The sequence below is a fragment of the Pelomonas sp. Root405 genome (genome assembly GCF_001425165.1).
Classification (GTDB): domain Bacteria; phylum Pseudomonadota; class Gammaproteobacteria; order Burkholderiales; family Burkholderiaceae_C; genus Pelomonas.
Map to the genome: position 1 here is coordinate 561,755 of NZ_LMDU01000014.1, position 25,212 is coordinate 586,966.

Annotated in this window: 13 protein-coding genes; all 13 read left to right on the plus strand. The window is 68.7% G+C overall.

The features are described 5' to 3' along the window. The first annotated feature begins 70 nt into the window (after positions 1–70). The 13 genes from ASC81_RS20510 to ASC81_RS20570 all read left to right on the plus strand — a co-directional run bounded on the left by ASC81_RS20510 (position 71) and on the right by ASC81_RS20570 (position 25,208). Positions 71–1,729: a glycoside hydrolase family 5 protein gene (locus ASC81_RS20510; RefSeq protein ID WP_056271238.1), complete on the plus strand. Its 1,659-nt coding sequence runs from the start codon at positions 71–73 to the stop codon at positions 1,727–1,729. A 261-nt stretch (positions 1,730–1,990) separates the two neighbouring features. Beyond that, entirely contained in the window at positions 1,991–3,550 is a 1,560-nt protein-coding gene (locus ASC81_RS20515; RefSeq protein ID WP_056271241.1) for an alpha-L-fucosidase, read from the plus strand. A gap of 102 nt (positions 3,551–3,652) precedes the next feature. After that, on the plus strand, positions 3,653–5,293 hold the full coding sequence (locus ASC81_RS20520; RefSeq protein ID WP_056271244.1) for an alpha-L-fucosidase: 1,641 nt from the start codon (positions 3,653–3,655) through the stop codon (positions 5,291–5,293). Beyond that, positions 5,290–6,684 carry a glycoside hydrolase family 43 protein gene (locus ASC81_RS20525; protein ID WP_056271246.1) on the plus strand — a complete coding sequence of 465 codons (1,395 nt, stop codon included), beginning with the start codon at positions 5,290–5,292 and terminating at the stop codon, positions 6,682–6,684. Before ASC81_RS20520 ends, ASC81_RS20525 begins: the two co-directional genes overlap by 4 nt. Positions 6,685–6,705: 21 nt before the next feature. After that, positions 6,706–9,420 carry a TIM-barrel domain-containing protein gene (locus tag ASC81_RS20530; protein ID WP_082536684.1) on the plus strand — a complete coding sequence of 905 codons (2,715 nt, stop codon included), beginning with the start codon at positions 6,706–6,708 and terminating at the stop codon, positions 9,418–9,420. A 35-nt stretch (positions 9,421–9,455) separates the two neighbouring features. Next, the gene (locus ASC81_RS20535) at positions 9,456–11,363 is read left to right on the plus strand and encodes a glycoside hydrolase family 97 protein (RefSeq protein WP_056271251.1); all 1,908 of its coding nucleotides are present in this window, start codon (positions 9,456–9,458) and stop codon (positions 11,361–11,363) included. A gap of 50 nt (positions 11,364–11,413) precedes the next feature. Next, positions 11,414–12,511, plus strand: a complete 1,098-nt coding sequence (locus ASC81_RS20540) for a non-reducing end alpha-L-arabinofuranosidase family hydrolase (RefSeq protein WP_200946917.1) — start codon at positions 11,414–11,416, stop codon at positions 12,509–12,511. Positions 12,512–12,543: 32 nt separating this feature from the next. After that, positions 12,544–14,160 carry a glycoside hydrolase 43 family protein gene (locus ASC81_RS20545; RefSeq protein ID WP_082536686.1) on the plus strand — a complete coding sequence of 539 codons (1,617 nt, stop codon included), beginning with the start codon at positions 12,544–12,546 and terminating at the stop codon, positions 14,158–14,160. Positions 14,161–14,234: 74 nt separating this feature from the next. Next, positions 14,235–16,646, plus strand: coding sequence for a hypothetical protein (locus ASC81_RS20550; RefSeq protein ID WP_056271252.1), 2,412 nt, complete (start codon positions 14,235–14,237; stop codon positions 16,644–16,646). 90 nt (positions 16,647–16,736) lie between these two features. After that, a complete protein-coding gene (locus tag ASC81_RS20555; RefSeq protein ID WP_200946920.1) occupies positions 16,737–19,697 on the plus strand; it encodes a TIM-barrel domain-containing protein in 2,961 nt (986 codons plus the stop codon). Then, positions 19,697–21,649, plus strand: a complete 1,953-nt coding sequence (locus ASC81_RS20560) for a sialate O-acetylesterase (RefSeq protein WP_056271255.1) — start codon at positions 19,697–19,699, stop codon at positions 21,647–21,649. The genes ASC81_RS20555 and ASC81_RS20560 overlap by 1 nt, the downstream gene beginning before the upstream one ends. 35 nt (positions 21,650–21,684) lie before the next feature. Next, on the plus strand, positions 21,685–22,893 hold the full coding sequence (locus ASC81_RS20565; RefSeq protein ID WP_056271258.1) for a glycoside hydrolase family 27 protein: 1,209 nt from the start codon (positions 21,685–21,687) through the stop codon (positions 22,891–22,893). Then, positions 22,890–25,208: a PDZ domain-containing protein gene (locus ASC81_RS20570; protein ID WP_156392330.1), complete on the plus strand. Its 2,319-nt coding sequence runs from the start codon at positions 22,890–22,892 to the stop codon at positions 25,206–25,208. Before ASC81_RS20565 ends, ASC81_RS20570 begins: the two co-directional genes overlap by 4 nt. The last annotated feature ends 4 nt before the right edge of the window (positions 25,209–25,212 follow it).

Below are 25,212 nucleotides of genomic sequence, written 5' to 3' on the forward strand. Positions count from 1 at the left end.
CTGCCGGCACATAACGCTCGTGTCCGGAGGAGACAACCGGCCGAGCACTTTCAACCGTGAAAGGTAGAACATGAGAACCTTGATACCAGCCCTGCTGCTCGCCTTCGGCGCGAGCGCAGGCACGCTCGCACAGGCGCAAAGCTGCGGCAGCGGCGGCGGCGCCACCGTCTGCCTTACGGCCAGCGGCTCCGCCAACAGCAACCAGCTCAACTGGACCGTCAGCGGCAACGTCTCGCGACTGGAGGTCTACCGCGACACCGACGCCGACCCCGCCGGCCGTAGCCGCATCGCCGTGCCAGGCAGCAGCGCCAGGAGCTATGCCGACACCTCGGCCAACACCGGCACGCCGTACTGGTATTGGGTCAAGTTCACGGCCCAAGGCGGTAGCTACAACTCCGGCGCGGCCACCGCCACGCGCGGCACTGCCTGCACGCCGACGGCCATCACGCCCTACATCAGCGCCAACGGCTCCTGGACGCAGACCTCGTCGGCGTCCGTCACCGCAGGCAACTCGGCCATCCTCGGCCCGCAGCCGGTGACCGGCGGCTCGTGGGGCTGGAGCGGCTGCGGCACGTCCGGCTCGGCACGCGAGCAGACGATCACGCCCGCCGCCAGCTGTACGGCCACCGCCACTTACACCAACTCGTGCGGCGCCAAGAGCACTCAAGCTTTCATGATCACCGTGCCGGGCTCCATGCGCGACCTGACGAGCGTGCAGCTGTCGCAGCAGATGTCGCCCGCCTGGAACGTGGGCAACTCGCTGGACGCCTCGCCCAACGAGACCAACTGGGGCAACCCGCTGATCAACCAGCAGCTGATCAACGCGGTGAAGGCGGCCGGCTTCAAGACCATCCGCCTGCCCGTCAGCTGGAACCAGTACGCCGACGCCAACGGCAACATCAGCCCGACCTTCATGGCGCGCGTCACCGAGGTCGTCGGCTATGCCCGCAACGCCGGTCTGTACGTCGTGCTGAACACGCACCACGAAGGCAGCTGGCTGATCCCGACCTACGCCTACCAGGCGAGTGCCAACGCCCGCCTGGCCAAGCTGTGGACGCAGATCGCCAACAACTTCAAGAACCACGACGACTACCTGCTGTTCGCCGGCACCAACGAGGTGATGGTGTCCGGCGACTACGGTCCGCCGACGGCCGAGTACCAGGCCGTCCAGAACGGGTTCAACCAGGTCTTCGTCGACACGGTGCGGGCCACGGGCGGCAACAACGCCAAGCGCCACCTCGTCGTGCAGGGTTTCAACACCAACATCGACTCGACCTTGAACGGCTTCATCAAGCCATCGGACTCGGCAACCAACCGGATGTTCCTGGAAGTGCACTTCTACGACCCGTTCAACTTCGCGCTCAATGACAAGAGCACGATCTGGCAATGGGGTGCCATCGCGACCAACCCGGCCGTGACGGAGACCTGGGCCAACGAGGCCTATGTCGACTCGCAGTTCCAGAAGCTGAAGACCCGCTTCGTCGATGCCGGCATGCCCGTGCTGTTGGGTGAGTACGGCGCGATCCTGAAGTCGGAGTACGACCCGGCCGGCACCTATCGCACCTACTGGACCCGGCACGTGACCAAGTCGGCCTTCCAGCGCGGCATCGTGCCGGTGTGGTGGGACAACGGCTACGACGCCAACCATCAGTTCGGCCTGTTCAACCGCTCGACCGGCGCGCAGTACTTCCCCGACCTGATCAAGGCCATCGTCGACAGCGCCAAGTGAGGTAGCGGCATCAGGACGGTGGCACCGAGCGCCGTCCGCCGCGCCTCCATTCGCTCCATCAAAGCAGCCTGCCCCGCCCCAAGCAGGGCGGGCTGTGCCACGCAGCACCAAGCAGTAACTCCAACGATGAAACCGCCTCGCCTCACCCCAGCCTCGGCCTTCGCCTGGTTGCTGCTGGCCTTCAGCGTCGTCGCCTGCGGCGGCGGCAGCGGTGGTGTTCGCGGAACGACCACCCTACCCCCGCCCACTGAGTGAGAACCCATGTCCCACCTGAGCAAACGCCGCTTCCTGACCACTCCTCTGCTGGCCGCCAGCGGCCTGGGCGCCGCCCGCTTCGCACAGGCGCAAGGCTGCGCGCAAGTGGCGCCCGCGCCGTACGCGCCGCCGCCGGCGTCCGGTCCGTTCACGGCGGCTGCCGAGTCGCTGCGCAAGTCTGCGATCCCTGCGTGGTACCGCGATGCCAAGCTGGGCATCTGGTCGCATTGGGGCCCGCAGGCCGTGCCCGCCCAGGGCGATTGGTACGCGCGCTTCATGTACGTGCCAGGGCACCCGCATTACGCACACCACGTGAAGACCTACGGCCATCCCTCGGAGGTGGGCTACAAGGACATCCTCAAGCTGTGGAAAGCCGAGCACTTCGAACCCGAGGCGCTGATGGACCGCTACGTGGCCGCGGGTGCCAAGTACTTCGTCTCGATGGGCGTGCACCACGACAACTTCGACCTGTGGAATTCCAAGCACCACCGCTGGAACGCCACCAAGGTGGGGCCGATGCGCGACGTGGTCGGCGAATGGGGCCGCGCCGCGCGCAAGCGCGGGCTGCGCTTCGGTGTCTCCGAGCACCTGGCGACCAGTCACAACTGGTGGTGGACCAGCCACCAGTGCGACCAGTTCTGGCCCAAGCTGGGCGTGGCCTATGACGGCGCCAAGCCGGAGAACTTCGACCTCTACCACGAGCCTCACGACACGCCGTACCTGAACCGCGGCGGCGACTGGTACACCACCAACCCGAAGTTCCACGAGATCTGGTACCGGCGCATCGTCGACCTCATCGACAGCCACCAGCCGGACCTGCTGTACTCCGACGGTGGCATCCCGTTCGGCGAGGTGGGCCGCAGCATGGTGGCACACCTGTTCAACGCCTCGATCCGCCGCCACGGCGACATGCAGGCCGTGTACAACCACAAGGCGCTGGGGTCGGGCGAGTACATCGCCGAGGTGGGCGTGCAGGACGTCGAGCGTGGCGTGCTTCCGGGCATCAACCCGCTGCCGTGGCAGACCTGCACGTCCAACGGCGACTGGTTCCACTCCGAGCACGACCGCTACAAGACGCCGGCGCAGGTGATCGCCATGCTGTGCGACATCGTCAGCAAGAACGGCAACATGCTGCTCAACGTGGTGCAGCGTGCCGACGGCACGCTGACGGCCGAATCGGACCTGCTGATGACCGAGATGGCCGCCTGGATGAAGGTCAACGCCGAAGCCATCCACGGCACGCGGCCGTGGAAGATCCACGGCGAAGGTCCGACCGAAGCCGCCAGCGGCGCCTTCAAGGAGAACGCGGACTACACCGCGCAAGATATCCGCTTCACGACCCGGGGCGATGCGCTGTACGCGCTGACGCTGGGCGAACCCAGGGGCACGCTGAAGATCGCCTCGCTGCGCCAAGGCAACGGTCACGACCCGCGCCCGGTGCGCCGGGTCGAGCTGCTGGGAGGCGGGCCGCTGAAGTTCCGCCAGACCGCCCAGGCGCTGGAGGTGGACGTGCCCGAGCGCGTGCCCAGCCGCCACGCCAGCGCGTTGCGCATTGCCCGCGGCTGAAGAAGTGCGCCTGCTCGAAGGCCTGCTGGCACCCGCAATCGCGCTGAAGGTCCGCGGCCGGGGCCTGGCGTGAGCGGCCACCGATTTCACTGAAAGCAAGCCATGAACCAGAGACTTTCCCGCCGCGCGCTGCTGCAGGCCACCGCCGCAACCATGGGCGCCGCCGGCCTGCCGGCCGCGCAAGCCGCGCCCTCTCCTTTCAAGCCGACCTGGGATTCCCTGGTCGGCGGCTACCGCACGCCCGACTGGTTTCGCGACGCCAAGTTCGGCATCTGGGCCCACTGGAGCGCGCAGTGCGTGCCCGAGGCCGGTGACTGGTACGCCCGCAGCATGTACTTGCAAGGCAACTGGCAGTACGACCACCACGTCAAGACCTACGGCCATCCGACGAAGGTCGGCTTCATGGAAATGAACAACCGCTGGAAAGCGGAGAACTGGGATGCCGAAGCGCTGATGGACCTGTACGCCAAGGCCGGTGCCAAGTACTTCGTCTCGCTCGCCAACCACCACGACAACTTCGACGCCTACGACTCCAAATACCACCCCTGGAACTCCGTCCGCGTCGGCCCGAAGAAGGACATCGTCGGCACCTGGGCCAAGGCCGCCCGCGCCAGGGGCCTGCGCTTCGGCGTCAGCAACCACTCGGCGCATGCCTGGCACTGGTTCCAGACGGCCTATGGCTACGACGCCGAAGGCCCGCTGGCCGGCCAGCGCTACGACGCCTTCAAGCTGACCAAGGCGGACGGTAAGGGCAAATGGTGGGAAGGCCTGGACCCGCAGGACCTCTACACCGGCCGCAACATGGTGATCCCCGACGGCATCACCACCGCGAGCGCCGCCACCGAATGGCATGAGCGCAACGACCGCGTCTGGGACGAGAAGCCGCCCGCGCAAACCCCGGCATTCACGCGCCAATGGTTCCTGCGCTGCCGCGACCTGATCGACAGCTACCGGCCCGACCTCGTCTACTTCGACAACACCGGCCTGCCGCTGGGCCAGGCCGGCCTGGACATCGCGGCGCACTTCTACAACGCCAGCATGGCCTGGCACGGCGGCAAGCTGGAGGCCGTCCTCAACGCCAAGGAACTTCCGCATGACAGGCGTGCCGGCCTGGTCGAGGACGTCGAGCGCGGCCAGCGCGCCGGCATCGAGCCCCTGCCCTGGCAGACCGACACCTGCCTCGGCGACTGGCACTACAACCGCGGCGTCTTCGAAGGCCACCACTACAAGTCGGCGGCCAGCGTCATCCACCGCCTGGTCGACATCGTCTCCAAGAACGGCAACCTGCTGCTGTCCATCCCGCTGCGCGGCGACGGCACGATCGACGCCGACGAGCGCAAGGTGCTGGACGGGCTTGCCGAGTGGATGGGCAGCAATGGCGAGGCCATCCATGGCACCCGCCCGTGGCGCAGCTTCGGCGAGGGGCCGACGCAGATCGGTGGCGGCATGTTCAGCGAAGGCCAGGTCAAGGGCTTCACCGCCCAGGACATCCGCTTCACGACCAAGGCCGGCGCGCTTTACGCCATCGGGCTGGCCTGGCCGAAGGACGGCGTCATGCGCATCGCATCGCTGGCGCAGGACTCGGCGCTGGCGCCGGGCGTGATCGAGCGCGTCGAAGCCGTGGGCTCCACCGACGGCCTGCCCTTCAAGCGCACGCCGCAAGGGCTGGAAGTGCGGCTGCCCGAGGGCCTGGCCGGCACGCCGGCGGTGGCGTTGAGGATTCGAGGAGGCGGGCTCGCATGACCACCCATCGTGGCATGCATGCGCTCGTGGCGCTTGTACTCGCCTGCGTCTGGCCGCAGCCGAGCCAAGCCGAGAACCCGGTCGTCCAGACCAGCTTCACCGCCGATCCGGCGCCGTTGGTGCACAAGGGGGTGGTCTACCTCTACACCGGGCAGGACGAGGACGACGCCCGCGAGTTCAAGATGCGCAACTGGCGGCTCTACACGTCGACCGACATGTCCAACTGGACCGACAAGGGCGTCGTCGCATCGCTGGCGACCTTCCCGTGGGCAGTGCAGGACAACGATGCATGGGCTTCCCAGGTGGTCGAGCGCGACGGCAAGTTCTACCTTTACGCGTCGGTGAGCGTGCAGGGCTGGCCGAAGAACGTGATCGCCGTCGCGGTGGCCGACAGGCCCGAGGGGCCGTTCAAGGATGCCCTGGGCAAGCCGCTGATCGACAAGGCCATCGGCTACTTCGACCCCACCGCCTTCGTCGACGACGACGGGCAGGCCTACATGTACTGGGGCAACCCGAACCTGTACTACGTGAAGCTGAACCCGGACATGGTCTCCTACAGCGGCGAGATCCAGCAGGCCGAGGGCAAGCCGCGTAACTACCAGGAAGGCCCCTGGGTCTACAAGCGCCAGGGCAGGTACTACATGGCCTACGCGTCGAGTTGCTGCCCCGAAGGCATCGGCTACGCCATGAGCGACAAGCCCACCGGCCCCTGGGTCTACAAGGGCGACATCATGGACCACAACGCCAACTCGACGGGCAACCACCCGGGCATCGTCGACTTCATGGGCGGGTCCTACGTGTTCGGGTTCAACTACCGGCTGAACTTTGCCGACACGCCCATCCATCGCGAGCGCCGCTCCGTCACGGTGACCCGGTTCGACTACAACGCGGACGGCACCATCAACATGCTTCCCTGGTGGGACAACGTCGGGGTCGCTCCGCTCAAACCCCTGTCGCCCTACGAACGCGTGGAGGCCGAAACCATGGCCTGGACGTCCCGCGTGAAGCGGGATCGGGACCGCCCGATGGACTGGGCGCCTGGCATCAAGACCGCGCGCAATGACAAGGTCGGCATGGTCGTCACGCGCATCACCGATCACAGCTACATCAAGGTCAACGGCGTCGACTTTGGCAGCAAGGGCGCGGCCCGCTTTGTCGCCAACCTGGCCAGCGAGAAGGACGGCGGCAAGATTGAATTGCGCCTCGACAGCGTCGATGGGCCACACCTCGGCACGCTGACCGTAGCCCGAACCGGCGGCCGGGATCAGTGGCAGCAGCAAAGCGTGCCCGTCGCGGGCGCCACGGGCGTGCACGACCTCTTCCTCATCTTCAGGGGTCATGGCGAGCCGACGATGTTCGAGTTCGATCACTGGCGCTTCGAGCGCAAGTGAAGCCAGCAACCGCAATCACGCATGAATAGCAAACCCACCATCTCCCGGCGCCAGGCGTTGCAGGCTGCCCTCGCAGCCGCGGCGCCACTGGGCGCTGCGGCAGCAACGGCCCCGATGGCCTCCTCCAGCGTGGCGAACGCCGCCGCCGGCAACCTGGAGCCAGCGAGCGTCGCGACCCACGGCGTGCAGGCATCGCTAACGCCGGAATGGGTGCTGACGACGCCGCAAGGCACGCTGCGGATCAGCGCGCTCTGCGACCGGGCGCTGCGCGTGCGCTTCCTGCCACCGCAGGCCGCGACTCCAGTGCCGCCGCCCAGCCTCGCGCTGCTGCCCGGCCGCGCCAAGCCCCTCATGAAGCAGACGTCGGGTGCCAACGCGACCCGCCTGGAACTGCCGGGTATCCGCTGCGAGGTGGACAAAGGGACCGGGGCGCTGCGCTTCTTCGACCGCCGCGGCGCCTTGCTGCTCGCTGAAGCGCCCGGCACGCGGCGGCTGACGCCGTCGCAGCTGGGTGACGAGCCCGTGTTCATCGCCGAGCAGGTGTTCGAGTCACCCGCCGGCGAGCGGCTCTACGGCACCGGCTGCTTCCAGGACGGCGCCATGGACCTGCGCGGCTTCCCGCGCCGCCTGACACAGGTGAACACGCAGATCAGCCTGCCGTTCATGCTGTCCAGCCGCGGCTACGGCCTGCTCTGGCACAACAACGGCATGGCCGAGCTGAACATGCCCGAGCAGTGGGTGGCGCTGAGTCGTGCCAATGCCGAAAGCAAGGCCGAAGTCGTGGATGTGACGACGACCACGGGCAATGCGCAGGTCGTGCGCAACCTGACGCGCTTCGAAGGCACGTTCAAGACGGGCACGCCGGGCCGTTTCGCATTCCTGCTCGACGTCGGCCGCGCCATGGGTTCGCGCCACTCGGTGGAGATCGATGGCAAGTCCTGTGTCGAGATCGCGAACCACTGGCTGCCGCCGACGGTCGGCTTCGTCGTCGAACTGCAGCCGGGCGAGCATCAGGTGCGCATCCACGCCGACAAGGACGACTCGCCCTCTCTGCGCTTCGGCCCCGTGCGCGCAAGCACCTCGTGGCGCTCGCCGGTGGCCGATGCCATCGACTACGTCGTCATCGCCGGCCCCAGCGCGGACGAGGTGTTCGAGGGCTACCGCGAGATCTCCGGCGCGACGCCCGTGATGCCGCGCTGGGCCTATGGCTACATCCACTGCCGGGAGCGCTTCCATTCGTCGGCGGAGATCGTCGACACGCTGCGCGAATTCCGCCGCCGCAAGCTGCCCGTCGATGTGATGGTGCAGGACTGGCAGTACTGGGGCCGCCACGGCTGGAACGCGATGCGCTTCGACGAGGCCCACTACCCCGACCCCGCCGCGCTGGTGCGCGAGGTGCACGGCCTGAACGGGCGGCTCATGCTGTCGGTGTGGGCCAAGATCGCGCGCGACACCGAACTCGGTCGCGCAGCCGCAGCCGGCGGTCACTACATCGACCAGACCGACTGGGTCGACTTCTTCGACCCCAAGGCCGCCGCCTTCTACTGGAACAACCAGCGCGAACGCCTGCTCAAGCTCGGCATCGACGCCTGGTGGCAGGACGCGACGGAGCCCGAGAACGACGACCTGGTGGGCCGGCGTACGGCCGCGGGCCGCGGTGAGCGCGTGCGCCTGGCCTATCCGTGGTACGTCACGCGCACCGTCTACGAAGGCCAGCGCCAGGCGGCGCCCGACCGGCGCGTGATGATCATGACGCGCTCGGCCTTCCCCGGGCAGCAGCGCCATGCGGCGGCCACCTGGTCGGGCGACATCGGCAACGACTGGGACACGCTCAAGCGGCAGATCCCCGCGGGCCTCAACATGGCCGCCGCCGGCTATGCCTACTGGACGATCGACGCTGGCGGCTTCTTCCGCCCGGGCGACGGCCAGTACACCGACAAGGCCTACCACGAGCGCCTGATCCGCTGGTTGCAGTACGCGACCTTCCTGCCGCTGCAGCGCGTGCACGGTTACATGACCAACACCGAGTTCTGGCGCTATGGCGACACGGTGGAGACGTTAGCGCGCCAGTACCTGGAGCTGCGCTATCAGCTGCTGCCCTATCTCTATAGCCTGGCCCACGAGGTGCATGCCAAAGGCGCGCCGATCATGCGGCCGCTGGTGTTCGATTTTCCGCAGGACGAGCAGGCCCTGGACCAGGCGCACACCTACATGTTCGGCCGCGCCTTGCATGTAGCGCCGGTCCTGGCGCCTGAGGTGTCGACTTGGCCGGTGTACCTGCCGCAGTCCACCGGCGGCTGGGTCGATTTCTGGACAGGAGAACGGCGTGCCGGTGGCCGCACGCATGACGTGGCGTCGCCGCTTGAGCGCATGCCCCTGCACCTGCGCGCCGGCAGCGTCCTGCCGCTCGGGCCGGTGCTGCAGTCCACCGCCGAGGCCACCGGCGAGGTGCTCGACCTCTACGTGGTGCCCGGCGCCGACGGTGCCTTCAACCTCTACGAGGACGGCGGCCTGGACTACGCCTACGAGAAGGGTGGGCTCAGCGTGATCCGCATGACCTGGGACGACCGCCGCGGCGTGCTGCGCCTGGCCGCGCGCAGCGGGCGTTTCGCGGGCATGCGCACCACCAAGCGCTTGCGCATCCACCGCATCGGCAGCGGCGTGCCGACGCTGCAATCCACACCGCTGCGCGAGGTCGTCTACACCGGCCGCGCCGTCGAAATACGCCTGGGATGAACGCTCCCCAAGACCAGCACAGCCGACACATTCCCATGAAGACCACCACCATCCACCTCGCCATCGCCGCGCTCGCCCTGGCTGCATCAGGCGCCCAGGCGGCCGACGCCGTCATCACTTCGCCCGACGGCCGCGTCGCGCTGCGCATCGCCGACAACGGCAGCCAGTTCAGCATCAGCCGCCGTGGCGAAGCCGTCATCGCGCCCTCCCCGCTCGGGCTGGAGCTGGACGGCCCCGCCCTCGGCACGTTGACGCTGGAGTCGCGCCAGGACGTCGCGGAAGACCGCGTCATTCCCCTCGTCGCCACGAAGGCGGCCTCGGCGCGCGACCACTACCGCGGCGCGACCCTCACCTTCCGCGAGGCGGGCGCCGGCCGCCGCCTTTTCATCGACGCCCGCGCCTACGACGACGGCGTCGCCTTTCGCTACCGTCTTGAGGACACTGGCCCCGTCAAGCTGCGCGGCGAACGCACGGCCTTTGTGCCGGCCGGTGACCCGTCCTGCCTCGTCACGCATGCCGACGGCTCGCACGAGCAGTCGTTCGAGCGCCTGCGCATCTCGCAGCTGAAGCCCAGCGTTGCCTACGACGTGCCGGTGGTGTGCGCCACGCCCTCGGGTCGCACGCACTACGCCATCACGCAGGCCAACCTGAAGGGCTACACCGGCGCCTCGCTGCGGCAGGAGGGAAACGCGCTGCGCCTGCACCTGTCCGGCGTGCCGGGGCGGCCAGGCCCGGCCTTCGTCTCGCCCGCCGGCCTGACGACCGCCTGGCGCGCCGTCATGATGGCCGACCAGGCCGGCAAGCTGATCGAGTCGCACCTTGTCGGCAACCTCAACCCGGCACCGACCGGCGACTTCAGCTGGGTCAAGCCCGGCAAGGCGGCGTGGGACTGGTGGTCGGGCCCGCTGGTCGGCATGAAGGCCGACATGGGCGCCTACAAGCGCTTCATCGACTTCGCGGCCGAGTCCGGCTTTCCCTACTACCTGATCGACGTCAACTGGGCCTGGGGCCCGAGCGGCTGCTGCGACGCGCACCCAGAGACCGACATCACCCGCCCGGCCAAGGGCATCGACATGGCCGAGCTCGCGCGCTATGCCGAGGCCAAGGGCGTGGGCCTGCTGCTGTGGGCGCACTGGGTGCATGTGGACGCGCGCATGGACGAGGTGCTGGACACCTACGTCCGCTGGGGCATCAAGGGCGTCAAGGTCGACTTCATGAACCGCGACGACCAGCAGGTGGTGGACTTCTACGAGCGCATCGCCGCCGCCACCGCCAAGCGCAAGCTGCTGCTGGACCTGCACGGCGCCTATGTGCCCGCGGGCCTGCAGCGCACCTATCCCAACTACATCACGCAGGAGGGCGTGCTCGGCGCCGAGTGGAGCAAGATGAGCACGCGCGTCACGCCCAGCCATAACGTGACCCTGCCCTACACGCGCATGCTGGTCGGGCCGATGGACTACACGCCGGGCGGCTTCCGCAACGCGACGGCGGCCTCCTTCGAGGTGCGTGCCGAGATGCCGCTGGTGCACAACACGCGCGGCCAGGCGCTGGCCATGTACGTCGTCTACGACAGCCCGCTGCAGATGGTCTCCGATGACCCTTCGAACTATCGCGGCGAGCCCGGCTTCGATTTCATCAAGCGCGTGCCCACGGCCTGGGACGAGACCCGCTTCATCTCCGGCGAGCCGGGGCGCGACATCGTGCTGGCGCGCCGCCAGGGCAACACCTGGTACCTCGGCGCGATGACCGGCGACCAGGCCCGCACGCAGAAGGTGCCGCTCGGCTTCCTGCCGCCCGGCAACTGGCGCGCCACGATCTGGCAGGACGGCGAGGTCGTGCGCGAAGTGCGCCGCACCGAACGCAAGGTGACCCGCAAAGACGTGCTGAACCTGTCGCTGGCCGCAGCGGGCGGCGCCGCCGTGGTGCTGGAGCCAGCGCCGTGAGCACTGCCGACGCGCGAGCCATTCCATCCAAACAGAAACCGCCTTCCCTCATGACCAAGTGCAATAAACAACTTCTCGTCTCTTCGATGCTCGCGGCCGGGCTCGTCGCTGGCTGCGGTGGCAGCAGCGCAGCCGCGGACGCCAAGCCCGACGCCGGTGGCGGGACGGCGGCCCAAGCCATCGGCTTTGAATGGAAATCCAGCGAGACGCTGATCAGGCCGCCGGCCGACCGCGCCGACATCTTCGGCGTCAAGGACCCGACCATCGTCCATCACGACGGCCGCTATCACGTCTTCATGACCACGGCCGCGAAGAGCGGCTGGGGCATGGCCTACACGAGCTTTGCGAACTGGGACGATGCCCCCAAAGCCCCTCAGTTCATGCTCGACAAGTCCCCCATCGGGCCCGGCTACCGCGCCGCTCCCCAGGTCTACTACTTTGCGCCGCAAAAGCTCTGGTACCTGATCTACCAGGGCGGTGACCCGCTGTACTCCACCACCAGCAACATCGCCGACCCGATGTCGTGGACCGCGCCGAAGCCCTTCTACTCCGCCGTGCCGGCAAGCGTCAAAGACGAAAAGGGCCATGCGGCCTGGCTGGACTTCTGGAACATCTGCGACGACAAGAAGTGCTATCTCTTCTTCACCGGCGACAACGGCCGCTTCTACCGCGGCGAGACGACGTTGGCGCGCTTCCCTCAGGGCTTCTCCGAACCTGTCGTTGTCATGGATGCGAAGCGTGACGACGTGTTCGAGGCGAGCAACACCTACAAGATCACTGGCACCAACCAGTACCTGACGCTGATCGAGGCGATGGGCCCCAAGGGCAGGTATTTCCGCGCCTGGACAGCGGATCGCCTGGATGGCGCCTGGCAACCCGTACCCGGCGCGCCGATGAACCTGTTTGCAGGCACGGACAACGTCAAGTTCAACGGCCGCATCTGGTCCGAAGGCGTGTCCCACGGCGAGCTGATCCGCGACGGCATCGACCAGACGCTGAGCATCGACCCCTGCAAGCCGCTGCAATTCCTCTACCAGGGTCTGGACATGGAAAAGGGCAAGAGCTACGACTACATCGAGCTGCCTTATCGGCTCGGCGTGATCACGGCCACCGCCTCCAACGCCATCAGCGCGTTGTGCAAGAAATGAACGCCCGCCCTGGCTCAGGGTCAGACACCCCCATGACCGACAAGATCCCGTCCCTGCTGAGGGCCGTCGCGCTCGCCGGCGTCGCGTGTCTGGCGGCTCCGGCCGTACAGGCCGCACCCGCTGCACAGGTTGCCCTTGCCCACAACCCGCTGATCTGGGCCGACGTGCCCGACATCGCCGTCATCCGTGTCGGCAAGACCTACTACATGAGCAGCACGACGATGCACATGAGCCCGGGCCTGCCGATCATGACCTCGCCGGACCTCGTCAACTGGCGCATGGCCTCCTACGCCCATCAGAACCTGGCCGACAACGAAGCCATGCGGCTAGAGAACGGCAAGAACGCCTACGGTGCCGGCTCCTGGGCCAGCAGCCTGCGTCACCACAACGGCGTGTTCTACGCATCGACTTTTGCGTACACCAGCGAACGCACCCACATCTACAGCACGCGCGATCCCGAGCGCGGCCCGTGGAAGGAGGTGAGCTTCGCGCCCGCGCTGCATGACCACAGCCTGTTCTTCGACGACGACGGTCGCGTCTACATGGTCTACGGCGGCGGTCGCATCACGCTCGTCGAGCTGAAACCGGACCTCTCCGGCATCAAGCCCGGCGGCGTGAACAAGGTGCTCATCGAGAACGTCAACACCGTCTTCGGCACCGACCTGGGCGGGCTCAATGGCGAGGGTTCGCAGCTGCTCAAGGTCGACGGCCGCTACTACCTCTTCAACATCGCCTCGCCCGGCAGCCGCTGGGCGCGCACCGTCATCATCAGCCGCGCCGACAGCATCGACGGCCCCTACGAGAGTCGCATCGCGCTCGACGACCGCGGCATCGCCCAGGGCGGCCTCATCGACACGCCGGACGGCAAGTGGTACGCCTATCTCTTCAAGGACAACGGCGCCGTCGGTCGCATCCCCTACCTCGTGCCCGTGACCTGGAAGGACGGCTGGCCCGTGCTCGGCACCGACGGCAAGGCGCCCATGACGCTGGACATCCCTGCCGGTGGTCAAGGGGTCTCCGGCGTCTCGGGCATCGTCGCCTCCGACGAGTTCGACCGCCGGCCCGGCGACCCCGACCTGCCGCTGGCCTGGCAATGGAACCACAACCCCGTGCCGCGCGACTGGTCGCTCACGCAACGCCCGGGCCACCTGAGCCTGTCCACCAGCCGGGTCGTCGCCACGCTGCCCGAGGCCACCAACACCCTCACCCAGCGCACCTTCGGCCCCAAGAGTTCGGCCACCACCCGCATCGACGTGAGCGGCATGAAGGACGGCGACTGGGCCGGCCTGAGCGCCTTCCAGAAGAACTACGGTTTTGTCGGCGTCAAGATGAGCGGCGGGGTCAGGTCTCTCGTCATGGTGAGCGCCGACGCCGACAAGCCGGAGGAGGTCGCCACCGTTGCGCTGTCGGGCAAGACCGTGCACCTCAAGGTCGACACGGAATTCCAGCCCGCGCCCGAAGTCGCCGGCTTCTCCTACAGCCTGGACGGCAAGACCTGGACACCCATCGGCCGCCCCTCGCGCCTGGCCTACACCGCGCCGCACTTCATGGGCTACCGCTTCGGCCTCTTCTTCTACTCGACCAAGACCGCCGGCGGCCGTGTGGACTTTGACTACTACCGGGTCGAGCCCGCCGGCGGCTCCCGCTGATCTTCGTGCGCGATTGGGTTGCCGCAGTCGAGGCACGGAGCGCCAGCTGCCCCGCAAGGGGCAAGGATTCCCTCATGAACAAGTGCAGTAAACGGTCCTTCGTCCTTTCCATCCTTGCCGCGAGCATCACCGCCGGTTGCGGCGGTGGCGGCGGTGGCGGCGGTGGCGGCGACACGCCACCGCCCCCATCGTCCGGCGGCGGGACGCCGCCGCCCCCTCCGCCGCCGCCTCCCCCGCCACCACCGCCGCCGCCCGCAGGCGGCAGTGGTGGGACGACATCCCCTGCCGCGAAGTGGACGAGCGTGAAATGGGGCGGTGGCGGCTACGTCACCGGCCTCGTCTTCCACCCGACCACCGCCAACCTGCTGTACGCACGCACCGACATCGGCGGCGCCTACCGATGGCACGAGGCCACGTCGTCCTGGCTGCCCATCACCGACGGCGTGGGCTTCGGTGGCGGCGAGGCCCGTTTCCACGGCATCGAAAGCATCGCCGTCGATCCGAACAACGACCAGCTCGTCTACATGGCCGCCGGCATGTACACGTCCGAGGGCAACGGCCGCCTGTACATCTCCAGCAACCGCGGTGACCAGTGGACCCACGTCGCCCTGCCCTTCCCGCTGGGCGGCAACAACCCCGGCCGGGCCATCGGCGAACGGCTGATGGTAGACCCCAACAAGCCGTCGACGATGTTCTACGGCTCGCGCACGGCCGGGCTGTGGAAGAGGGCCGACTCCGGCCTGACCTGGGCCCAGGTCACGTCGCTGTCGAGCACGCGGCTGACCCAGGACCAGGTCAACGCCCTGAGCATGGGCAGCGCGATGGGCGTCAGCCTTGTCGTCTACGACACCGGCACCCAGGGCAGCGGCTCGGCCACGCAGACGATCTATGCAGCCATCAACCCGGACTACGTCAATGCAGCGGGCCTGGCCTCGAACCTGTACCGGTCGACCGACGGCGGCGCCTCGTGGGCCGCGGTGTCGACGCCGGTCTCCGGCCATCACATTCCGCACATGGTGCGCGCTGCCGACGGCGTGTTCTATGTCGTGTTCACCAAGGACCCCGGCCCAGGCGCAGGCGGCCCCGCGCGGCTCTACAAGTTCGACGGCAGCAGCTGGACCCTGCTGAAAGACCCGAACAGCGGCGGGACGGGCACGGGCCTTGGCCTCGGTGGCCTGTCGGTGTCGGGCACGGGCGCCAGCACCCGCATCGCGCTGGGCGTGACCAACTCGTGGGGCAACTACAGCGGTCAGCAGGTCATCCAGTGGTCGGGCGACGGCGGCAAGACCTGGCGCGAAATCGCGGCCACCATGCCGCGCATGCCGGCTGATGGCGGCTTCTGGGGCTGGCCTGACGATGTCGAGATCGATCCGTTCAACCCGGATCGCGTCCTGCACGTCACTGGCGGCGGCATATGGGAAACGCGGAACGCGGCCTCGGCCACGCCAAGCTGGAACGAGTTGGTCGACGGCCTGGAGGAGACAGCGGTGCTGAGCCTGGCCACGCCGCCCGCTGGCGCCACGTACACCGTGATCAACAGCTCAGGCGACGTCGGCACCTGGGTGCACACCGATCTCGCCACCAAGCCGACGCTCACGCCGCGCACCGAATGGAGCAACGGCTTCGCCGCCGACATGGCCTGGTCCGACCCGCAATACATGGCCACCATCGGCGTCGTCCTGGGCACCAGCACCGGCTTCGGCTACTGGTCCGGCGACGGCGGCAAGACCTGGACGAAGTTCGCCAGCTACCCGCAAGGAGTGGCAGACAACAAGGGGGGAGAAGCGAGCATCGCCGTGACCGGGCGCAACAAGGCGGTCTGGGCGCCCGGCAACTCGGTGCCCTCGTACACCACGGACAACGGTGCCAGCTGGACCGCGACCAATCTGCCGGCGATCAACGCCGTCTTCCCCCGCGCCTATCGCCTGGTCGCGGATCGCAAGAACTCCAACAAGGTGTATGCCTACGATTCCGGTGGCCACTGGTGGGGCACGCCGGGCAAGGTGTATGTGTCGACGGATGGCGGCCATACCTTCACGCTGAGCGCCGGCTCGGTGGCCGCAGAGCTGGCGCCGAACTACTTCGGCAACACCTCGCTGGCGGTCAACCCCAACGCCGAAGGTGAGCTCTGGTTGGCCGACGGCAACGCCGTGTACCGCTCGACCGATTCGGGTGCGACCTGGACCAAGCTGAGCCACTTCGCGTCCATCTTCACCGGCAACCAATGGGCCGCCGTGCAGGGCGCCAGCGCCATCGCGCTGGGCAAGCCGAAAGCCGGCGCACCGCACTCGGCGGCGGTCTATGTGGTGGGCGTGGTGGGCGGCGTGTGGGGCGTGCATCGCTCCGACGATGCCGGCGCCACCTGGACGCGCTTCAACGACGACGCCCACCAGTTCGGCGGCATCGGCGCGATCGCGGCTGACCAAGGCATGTACGGACGCATCTACTTCAGCGGCACCGGCCGGGGCCTGCTGTACAGCAACTGAACGCCCGCTTCTCTCTCATCCCTCTATCGCTCATGAACACGAGAACCGCCACGGCTCACCCGCGCGCTCACCATCCCACGCTGCGTTGACATGAAGCGTCGAGACCTCGTCGGCCTGATGGCCTGTGTCCCCGCCGGCGCTTTGGCTGCCCCGGGCGCCAAGGCGTCCCCCCATCCTTCAGCGCTGGACGCCGCCGGCCAGCTGCGTGCCCTGCCCCTGGACGGCCCACCCGACGGCTTCGCCTGGCGGCGCGTCGCCGAGGGCCTGCAGTTCCGCGCTGGCGGGCTGACCAAGAGCGTGCTGTTCTACGGCCCGAGCCTGGTGCGGGTGGCCGCCCACCTTGGCCAGGCCCACACCACCCAGCCCAGCCTCGTCGTGGTGGCACGGCCGCAGCCGCTCGCCTTCGACGTGCAGGAAGCAGGCGACCAGCTCGCGCTGACCGGCGCCGGCCTGCGCATCACGGTGGACAAGCGCAGCGGCGCGCTGGCCTTCTTCACCGCCGACGGCCGGCCGCTGACGCGTGAGCGCGCAACCTCGCCCACCGAGCTCAAGCAAGTCGAGATCGCCGGCAGCCCCAGCTACACGCTGGCGCAGACCTTCACGCTGACGCCTGACGAGTCCCTCTACGGCCTGGGCCAGTACGACGAGCCCTACATGGACTACCGCGGCCGCGATGTGCTGATGGTGCAGACCAACATCGGCATCGTCGTGCCCTTCCTCGTGTCCACGCGGCGCTGGGGCCTGCTGCTGGACGTCTACTCCAAGATGACCTTCCGCGACCGGCCCGAGGGCATGAGCTTCACGGCCGACAGCGCGCCGGCGGGTGCCGACTACTACCTCACTGCCGGCGCCGACATGGACGCCGTCATCCGCGGCTACCGCCACCTGACCGGTGCCGCACCGATGTTCCCCAAGGCCGCCTTCGGCCTCTTCATGAGCAAGGAGCGCTACGAGACTCAAGCGCAGCTGCTGGACGTGGTCAAGCGCTTCCGCGCCGAGCGCTTCCCGCTCGACTACATCGTGCAGGACTGGCAGTACTGGGGCGGCGAGAAGAACGGTCCGAACGGTCGCGAGTGGGACGGCAAATGGAGCGGCATGGTCTGGGACGCCGAGCGCTTCCCCGACCCCGCCGGCATGGCGCGCGAGCTGCACGGCAAGCTCAACGTGAAGCTGATGGCCTCCATCTGGCCGAGCGTCGGCAACGACACCGACCTGGCCCGCGAGCTGGATGCCAAGGGCCTGCGCTTCGAGCCGCTGCACTGGATCTCCAAGAAGGCGCGCATCTACGACGCCTTCAGCGCCGAGGGCCGCCGCATCTACTTCAAGCATGCCAAGAAGGGGCTGCTGGACATCGGCGTGGATGCCCTGTGGATGGACGGCACCGAGGTCGAGGTGGGCGGTGCCGCCCACGACCCGCGCGAAGTCGAGGCCGACATCAAGAAGCTGGGCATGACCGCGATGGGCGACACCACGCGCTACCTCAACGTCTACACGCTGGTGACGACGCGCGGCGTCTACGAGGGCCAGCGCGCCGCCGGCCCTGCGGCCAAGCGGGTGCTGACGCTGACGCGCTCAGCCTGGGCCGGGCAGCAGCGCTATGCGGCCCTATCCTGGTCTGGAGACACGACGGCCTCCTGGGCCACGTTCCGCGCGCAGATCGCCGGCGGACTCAACGTCGCAATGGCCGGCCAGCCCTACTGGACGCAGGACACCGGGGGCTTCTTCGTCAACTTCGCCGGCGGCCAGAACAACCCGTCCTGGCGCGAGCTGTACGCGCGCTGGAACCAGTTCGGCATCTTCAACCCGGTCTACCGCATCCACGGCACCTCGGTGGACCGCGAGCCCTATTTGTTCAAGACGTTGGACCCGCAGGTCTACGCCTCGCTGCTGGGCGCCGCGCAGCTGCGCATGCGCCTGCTGCCGTATCTGTACGGCCTGGCCTGGCGCAGCACGCAGGACGGCTACACGATGATGCGCGGCCTGGCGATGGACTTCCCCGACCAGACGGCGCTGCGCAAGGTCGACGACACCTACATGTTCGGCCCCGCCTTCCTGGTGCAGCCAATCACGCGGGCCATGTTCCACCCCGAGGCGCCACCGCCGCAGACGGTGCCGGCCACGCAGCTGCGCACGCCCGACGGCCAGCGCGGCCTGGTCATGGAGTACTTCGACGGCGTCAACTTCGACAAACCGGCGAGCCGCACCGTCGATACCGTGGTCGCCCACCACTGGCCCGACCCGCCGCTGGGCAGCATCCCGCCGGGGCTGAAGGGCCTGAGCAACTTCTCCGTGCGCTGGACTGGCGAGATCACCGTGCCGGAGAGCGGCGACTACGAGCTGGGTGTCGAGGGCGACGACGGCTTTCGCATGTGGCTGGAGGACAAGCTGGTTGTCGACGACTGGACCATGGGCGCCGCCCGCTTCAAGGGCCAGCTCATGACGCTGCGCGAAGGCCAGGTGATCAAGCTGCGCGTGGACTTCTTCCAGGCCGGTGGCGGCCGTGTGCTGCGCCTGGCCTGGCGCACGCCGGCCCAGCGCCGCGAGGCGGCCGAGGCCCAGCGCAAGATCGACCAGCGCCAGCGCACGCTGCTCCCCGCCGGCACCGACTGGTTCGATTTCTGGACCGGGGAGCTGCACAAAGGCGACCGCAGTGTCGAGCGCGACTACACGCTGGACCAGTTCCCGCTGTTCGTGCGCGCCGGCTCGGTCGTGCCGCTGGGCCCGGTCGTCGAGCACACCGGCCAACACCGCGACGCGCCGTGGGAGATCCGCATCTACCCCGGCGCCGACGCCAGCTGCACGCTCTACGACGATGACGGCGAGACCTACCGCTACGAGCGCGGCGAGCGCACCACCACCGCGCTGCGCTGGGACGACGCGCGCCGCACGCTGCACATCGGCGCCCGCCAGGGGCGCTACCCCGGCATGGTCGCGCGTCGCGAGCTGAACGTGCGACTGATGGCGCCACCCGGCCAGGCCGAGCAGGCCCGCACCGTCACCTACCAGGGCGCCGCGCAGAACATCACTTTTGATTCCTCCCCCAAGACCTGATGAAGAAGACTTCCCTCCCCCTGCTGCTGGCGCTGCTGGCCGCCAACGCACAGGCCGATGTGCGCCTGGCCGAAGTGTTCGGCGAGCACATGGTGCTGCAGCGCGACCGGCCGCTGAACGTGTGGGGCCAGGCCACGCCCGGTCAGACGCTGAACGTCGAACTGGGTGGCCGCAGCGGCACAGCGCGCGTCGGCGCCGACGGTCGCTGGCGTGTTCAGCTGGCGCCGCTGCCGGCCGGCGGTCCGCACCGCCTCGTCGTCAAGGGCGACCAGACCGTGACGCTCAACGACGTGCTGATCGGCGATGTCTGGCTGCTCGGCGGCCAGTCCAACATGGAATGGGTGCTGGCCCAGACCGACACCGGCCCGCAGGAAGTCGCCTCGCCGCAGAACGCGCAGCTGCGCCATCTGCGCGTGCCGCACCGCGCCAGCGTGAAGGCGGAGGCCGAGATCGCACCCGCGCGCTGGGTCGTCGCCGAGCCGGGCCGCGTGGCCGAGTTCAGCGCCGTCGGCTACCACTTCGCCAAGCAATTGCAGGCTGTGCAGGGCGTGCCCATGGGCCTTGTCAACACCGCCTGGGGCGGCTCCATGCTGGAGACCTGGATGAGCCGCGAGGCCGCGCTGCGCGACCCGGACCTCGCGCCCTTCGTCCAGAACCTGCCGGCCGACAACGCCGCCTTCGGCACCACGCTGGCCCAGCGCGTGCTGCCGCGCATTGCCGCCTGGCAGCCAGGCCTGCCGCTGCAGGGTGTCGACGTTGCGGGCTGGTCGGCCACCGGCGACATCGAAGGCAGTTGGCCCACGCTGAAGGCCCCCGGCAACTGGGAACGCCAGGGCCTGCCCGACGTGGACGGCGTGGTCTGGATGCGCAAGCGCGTGGAGCTGAACGCGGCGCAGGCGGCAGGCACGGCCCAGCTGCACCTGGCCAAGGTGGATGACTGCGACGAGGCCTGGGTCAATGGTCAGAAGGTCGGCGGCCAGTGCGGCTGGGATCAGCCGCGCCGCTACGCCGTGCCCGCCGGCCTGCTGCGCGCCGGCGCCAACTGGATCGCCATGCGCGTGACCGACAACGGTGGCGGCGGCGGCATCCAGGGCGAAGCCGCAGAACTGCGGCTGGACACGGCGGCCGGCGCGGTTTCGCTGGCCGGCACCTGGCGGGCGCGCGTCGAGAAGGTCGCTGCGGCGGCTGGCCCGGCCATCAACGACGCACCGACGCTGGGCCACAACGGCCTCATCGCGCCGTTGAACGGCCTGTCGGTGCGTGGCGTGCTCTGGTACCAGGGCGAGGAGAACGGAGGTCGCGCGGCCGCCTATGCCGATGGCTTCAAGCGCCTGATCCAGGACTGGCGCGCGCAGTTCGCCGACGCGAAGCTGCCCTTCTACTTCGTGCAGCTGGCGTCCTGGTTCCCGCTGGCCGACAACCGGCCCGACGGCAACGGCTGGGCCGAACTGCGCGCCAGCCAGGCCGCCGCGCTGGCCCTGCCCCACACCGGCATGGCCACGGCCATCGACGTGGGCGACGCGGTCGACATCCACCCGCGCAACAAGCGCACGGTGGGCCAGCGCCTGGCCGGGCTCGCGCTGCATGAGCTGGGCCTGCGCGCCACACCGGCCACCGGCCCGCGCCTGACCGGCCACCAGGTGCGGGGCGGCGAAATGGAGCTGCGCTTCGACACCACCGTCGGCGGCCTGCGCACCGCGCGCACCGGTGAGGCGCCGCGCGGCTTCTACGTCGCCGGCGCCGATCGCCGCTGGCTACCGGCCGAAGCCCGGCTCGACGGCGACCGCATCGTGTTGCGCAGTGCCGCCGTGCCGTCGCCTGTCGCGGCGCGCTATGCCTGGGTCAACAACGCCAGCGAGGCCAACGTCGTCGGCGGCGATGGCCTGCCCCTGCCGCCACTGCGCACCGACGACTGGCCGCTGGAATCGGCCGGCCGCCGCTACGGCCGTTGAGTAGTCCACCGCCGCATATCTTTGAAAGAGTCCCCATGCATCATCTGATCCAACGCACCGCTCACACGCTCGCCCTGCTCGGCGCCCTGGCAGCCCTGCCGGCCCACGCGCATGACACCCTCAAGCTCGAGGCTCCCAAGCCCAAACTTGCGCCCACGCCACCCATGGGCTGGAACTCCTGGAACAAGTTCGCCTGCAACGTCAGCGAGCAGTTGATCCGCCAGCAGGCCGACGCCATGGCCGCCTCCGGCATGAAAGACGCCGGCTACCAGTACATCGTCATCGACGACTGCTGGCAGAAGAGCCGCGATGCCGACGGCAACATCCAGGCCGACCCCGAGCGCTTCCCGTCGGGCATCAAGGCACTGGCCGACTATGTGCACAGCAAGGGCCTGAAGTTCGGCCTCTACTCCGACGCCGGCTCGCTGACCTGCGGCGGCCGCCCGGGCAGCGCCGGCCATGAGTTCCAGGACGCGCGCCAATACGCCAAATGGGGTGTCGACTACCTGAAGTACGACTGGTGCTACACCGGCACCCGCAACGCCGAGGCGGCCTACACCATCATGGCCAAGGCCCTGCGCGAGTCGGGCCGTGACATCGTGTTTTCCCTCTGCGAATGGGGCGGCAGCAAGCCTGGCCGCTGGGCCCACCCCGTCGGCCATCTGTGGCGCACCACGGGCGACATCTACGACGCCTGGGAGGGCAAGAAGGGGTGGTCGCATGGCATGACCAACATCCTCGACATGAACGCCGACCTGTCGGGCGACTCCGCCCCCAACGGCTGGAACGACCCCGACATGCTCGAAGTGGGCAACGGCGGCATGACGACCACCGAGTACGAGAGCCACTTTTCGCTGTGGGCCATGCTGGCCGCGCCGCTGATCGCCGGCAATGACCTCTCCAGGATGGACGCCGACACGCTGCGCATCCTCACCAACAAGGACGTCATCGCCGTCGACCAGGACCCGCTGGGCAAGCAAGGCCAGCGCGCGCTGAAGGAAGGTGACCTGGAGGTCTGGGTGCGGCCGCTGTCGGGCGGTGAGCACGCGGTGGTGCTGTTCAACCGCGGCAAGACGCCGGCCGACATGAAGGTGGCCTGGGAGCTGCTCCAGTTGCCCAACGACAAGAAGGCCGACGTGAAGGACCTGTGGAGCAAGAAGGTCACGAAGGGCGTGAGCGGCAGCTACGGCGCCAAGGTCGCGCCGCATGGCGTGGTCATGATTCGCATCAAGGCCGCGTCATGAGGATGAAGGCGCTGCTGCTCACGCTGGCGGTTCTGGCCGGCGGTGCACAGGCCGAGACACTGACCGTCAAGGACTCCAGCTCGCTGGAGGCGGCACTGCTGAAGGCCCGGAGCGACAAGCGCATCCGCCGCATCGAGCTGGCCAGCGGCCGCTACGCGCTGGCCGCGCCCATCGTCATCGACGAGACGCTGTCGGGTACGGCCCAGCAGCCCTTCGTGCTCGCCGCTGCGCCCGGCGCCCAGCCGGTGCTGAGCGGCGCGACGCCGCTGCCGGCGCTGCGCTGGGAACGATGGAAGGACGGCCTCTGGCGCGCGCGCTTCACCGGCGCGTCGTTTCAACGCCTGTGGCTGGGCCAGCACGCGCTGGTGCGCGCCCGCTATCCGAATTTCGACCAAGCCGCCCCGGGCTTCGGCGGCGCGGCCGATGCCACGTCGCCCGAGCGCGTGGCGCGCTGGCGCGACCCGCAGGGCGCGGTGCTGCACGCACTGCACGGTTATGGCTGGGGTGGCCTGCAGGTCCCCATCCTCGGCAAGACGGCTGACGGCAGCCTGGACTACGGCCCGCAGCTGGCCAACAACCGCGTGATGCCCCCGAGCGACAAGGACCGCTGGGTCGACAACGTGCTGGAGGAGCTGGATGCGCCGGGCGAGTGGTTCCATGACGGCCAGCAGGGCTGGCTGTACTTCAAGCCGCTTGCCGGCGAGCGCCCGCCGGCGCGGGGCTTTCGCGCCGGCACGTTGGAGGCGCTGGTGCGCATCGAGGGCCGGGCAGCCGACGTGCAGCATGTGCATCTGCGCGGCCTGCAGTTCAGCGACACCGAGCCGACATTCCTGAAGGCCACCGAGCCGCTGCTGCGCTCGGACTGGAAGTTCTACCGCGTGGGCGCGGTGACGGTGGAGAACGCGCGCGACGTGCGCGTCGACAGCTCCGAGTTCACCGGGCTGGGCGGGCATGCCGTCGTCGTCAGCGGCCGCGCGCAGCGCGTGGCCGTGTCGAGCAACCACATCCATGACATCGGCGGCACGGCCATCGCCTTCGTCGGCCGGCCGGAGGCGGTGCGCTCGCCGCTGTTCGAATACCACGAGCGGCTGGAGGTCGCGGCCATCGACCGCACGCCCGGCCCGAAGTCGGATGCCTACCCCAAGGACTCCGAGGCCAGCGACAACCTCATCCACGACATCGGCCAGATCGACCGGCAGGCCACCGGCGTACAGATCGCGATGGCCGCGCGCATCAGCGTCGACCACAACAGCATCTACCGCATGCCGCGCGCCGGCATCAACATTGGCGACGGCACCTGGGGCGGCCACCGCATCACGCACAACGATGTCTTCGACACGGTGCGCCTGACCGGCGACCACGGCAGCTTCAACAGTTGGGGCCGCGACCGCTTCTGGCACCCGGACCGCGCCGAGATGGACCGCCGCGCGGCGGCGCACCCCGAGCTGGCGCTGCTGGACGCCGTCGAGCCCATCGTCATGCGTCGCAACCGCTGGCGCTGCGACCGCGGCTGGGACGTGGACCTGGACGACGGCGCCTCCAACTACGTCATTGAGGAGAACCTCATGCTGGCCGGCGGCCTCAAGTTGCGTGAGGGCTTCCAGCGCATCGTGCGCAACAACATCCTCATCAACGGCAGCTTCCACCCGCATGTGTGGTTCGACAACGGCGGCGACGTGTTCGAGTCCAACCTCGTCATGGGCGCGCACCAGCCGGTGGAGATCAGGCGTTGGGGGCGCAGCGTCAACCGCAACTTCTTTGCGAACGAGGCCGACCTGCGCAAGACCCAGGCCCATGGCGTCGACGCCGACTCCGTCGCCGGTGACCCGCGCTTCGCCGCCCCGGCCAGTGGCGACTACACGGTCACGAACGCTGCGCTTGCTGAGCGCGTCGGCTTCGTCAACTTCCCGATGGACGACTTCGGCGTGCGCCCGGCGCGGCTGAAGGCGCTGGCCTTGCGGCCTGCATTCCCGGTGCCCCAACAGCTCAGCCAGGCCGCGCCGCTGCAAGCCGCGCAGCAACTGCACGGCCTGAGCCTCAAGCCGGTCGAGACGCTGGGCGAGCAGTCGGCCGCCGGGCTGGGCGACAAGGCGGGGCTCATCGTGCTCAGCGTCGAGGCGGGCAGCCCGGGCGAGGCGGCCGGCTTCAAGCCGCGCGATGTCATCGTTGGCAGCGGCCAGCAGGCGATCAAAGACATGGTGACGCTGCAGGCGCTGCTGGCCACGGGCCGGCGCGTGGAACTCACGGTCGTGCGCAACCAGTCAAGGATGTCGCTGCAATGGCCGCGCGCTGCAGCCGCCTCCGCCAACCCGTGAACGC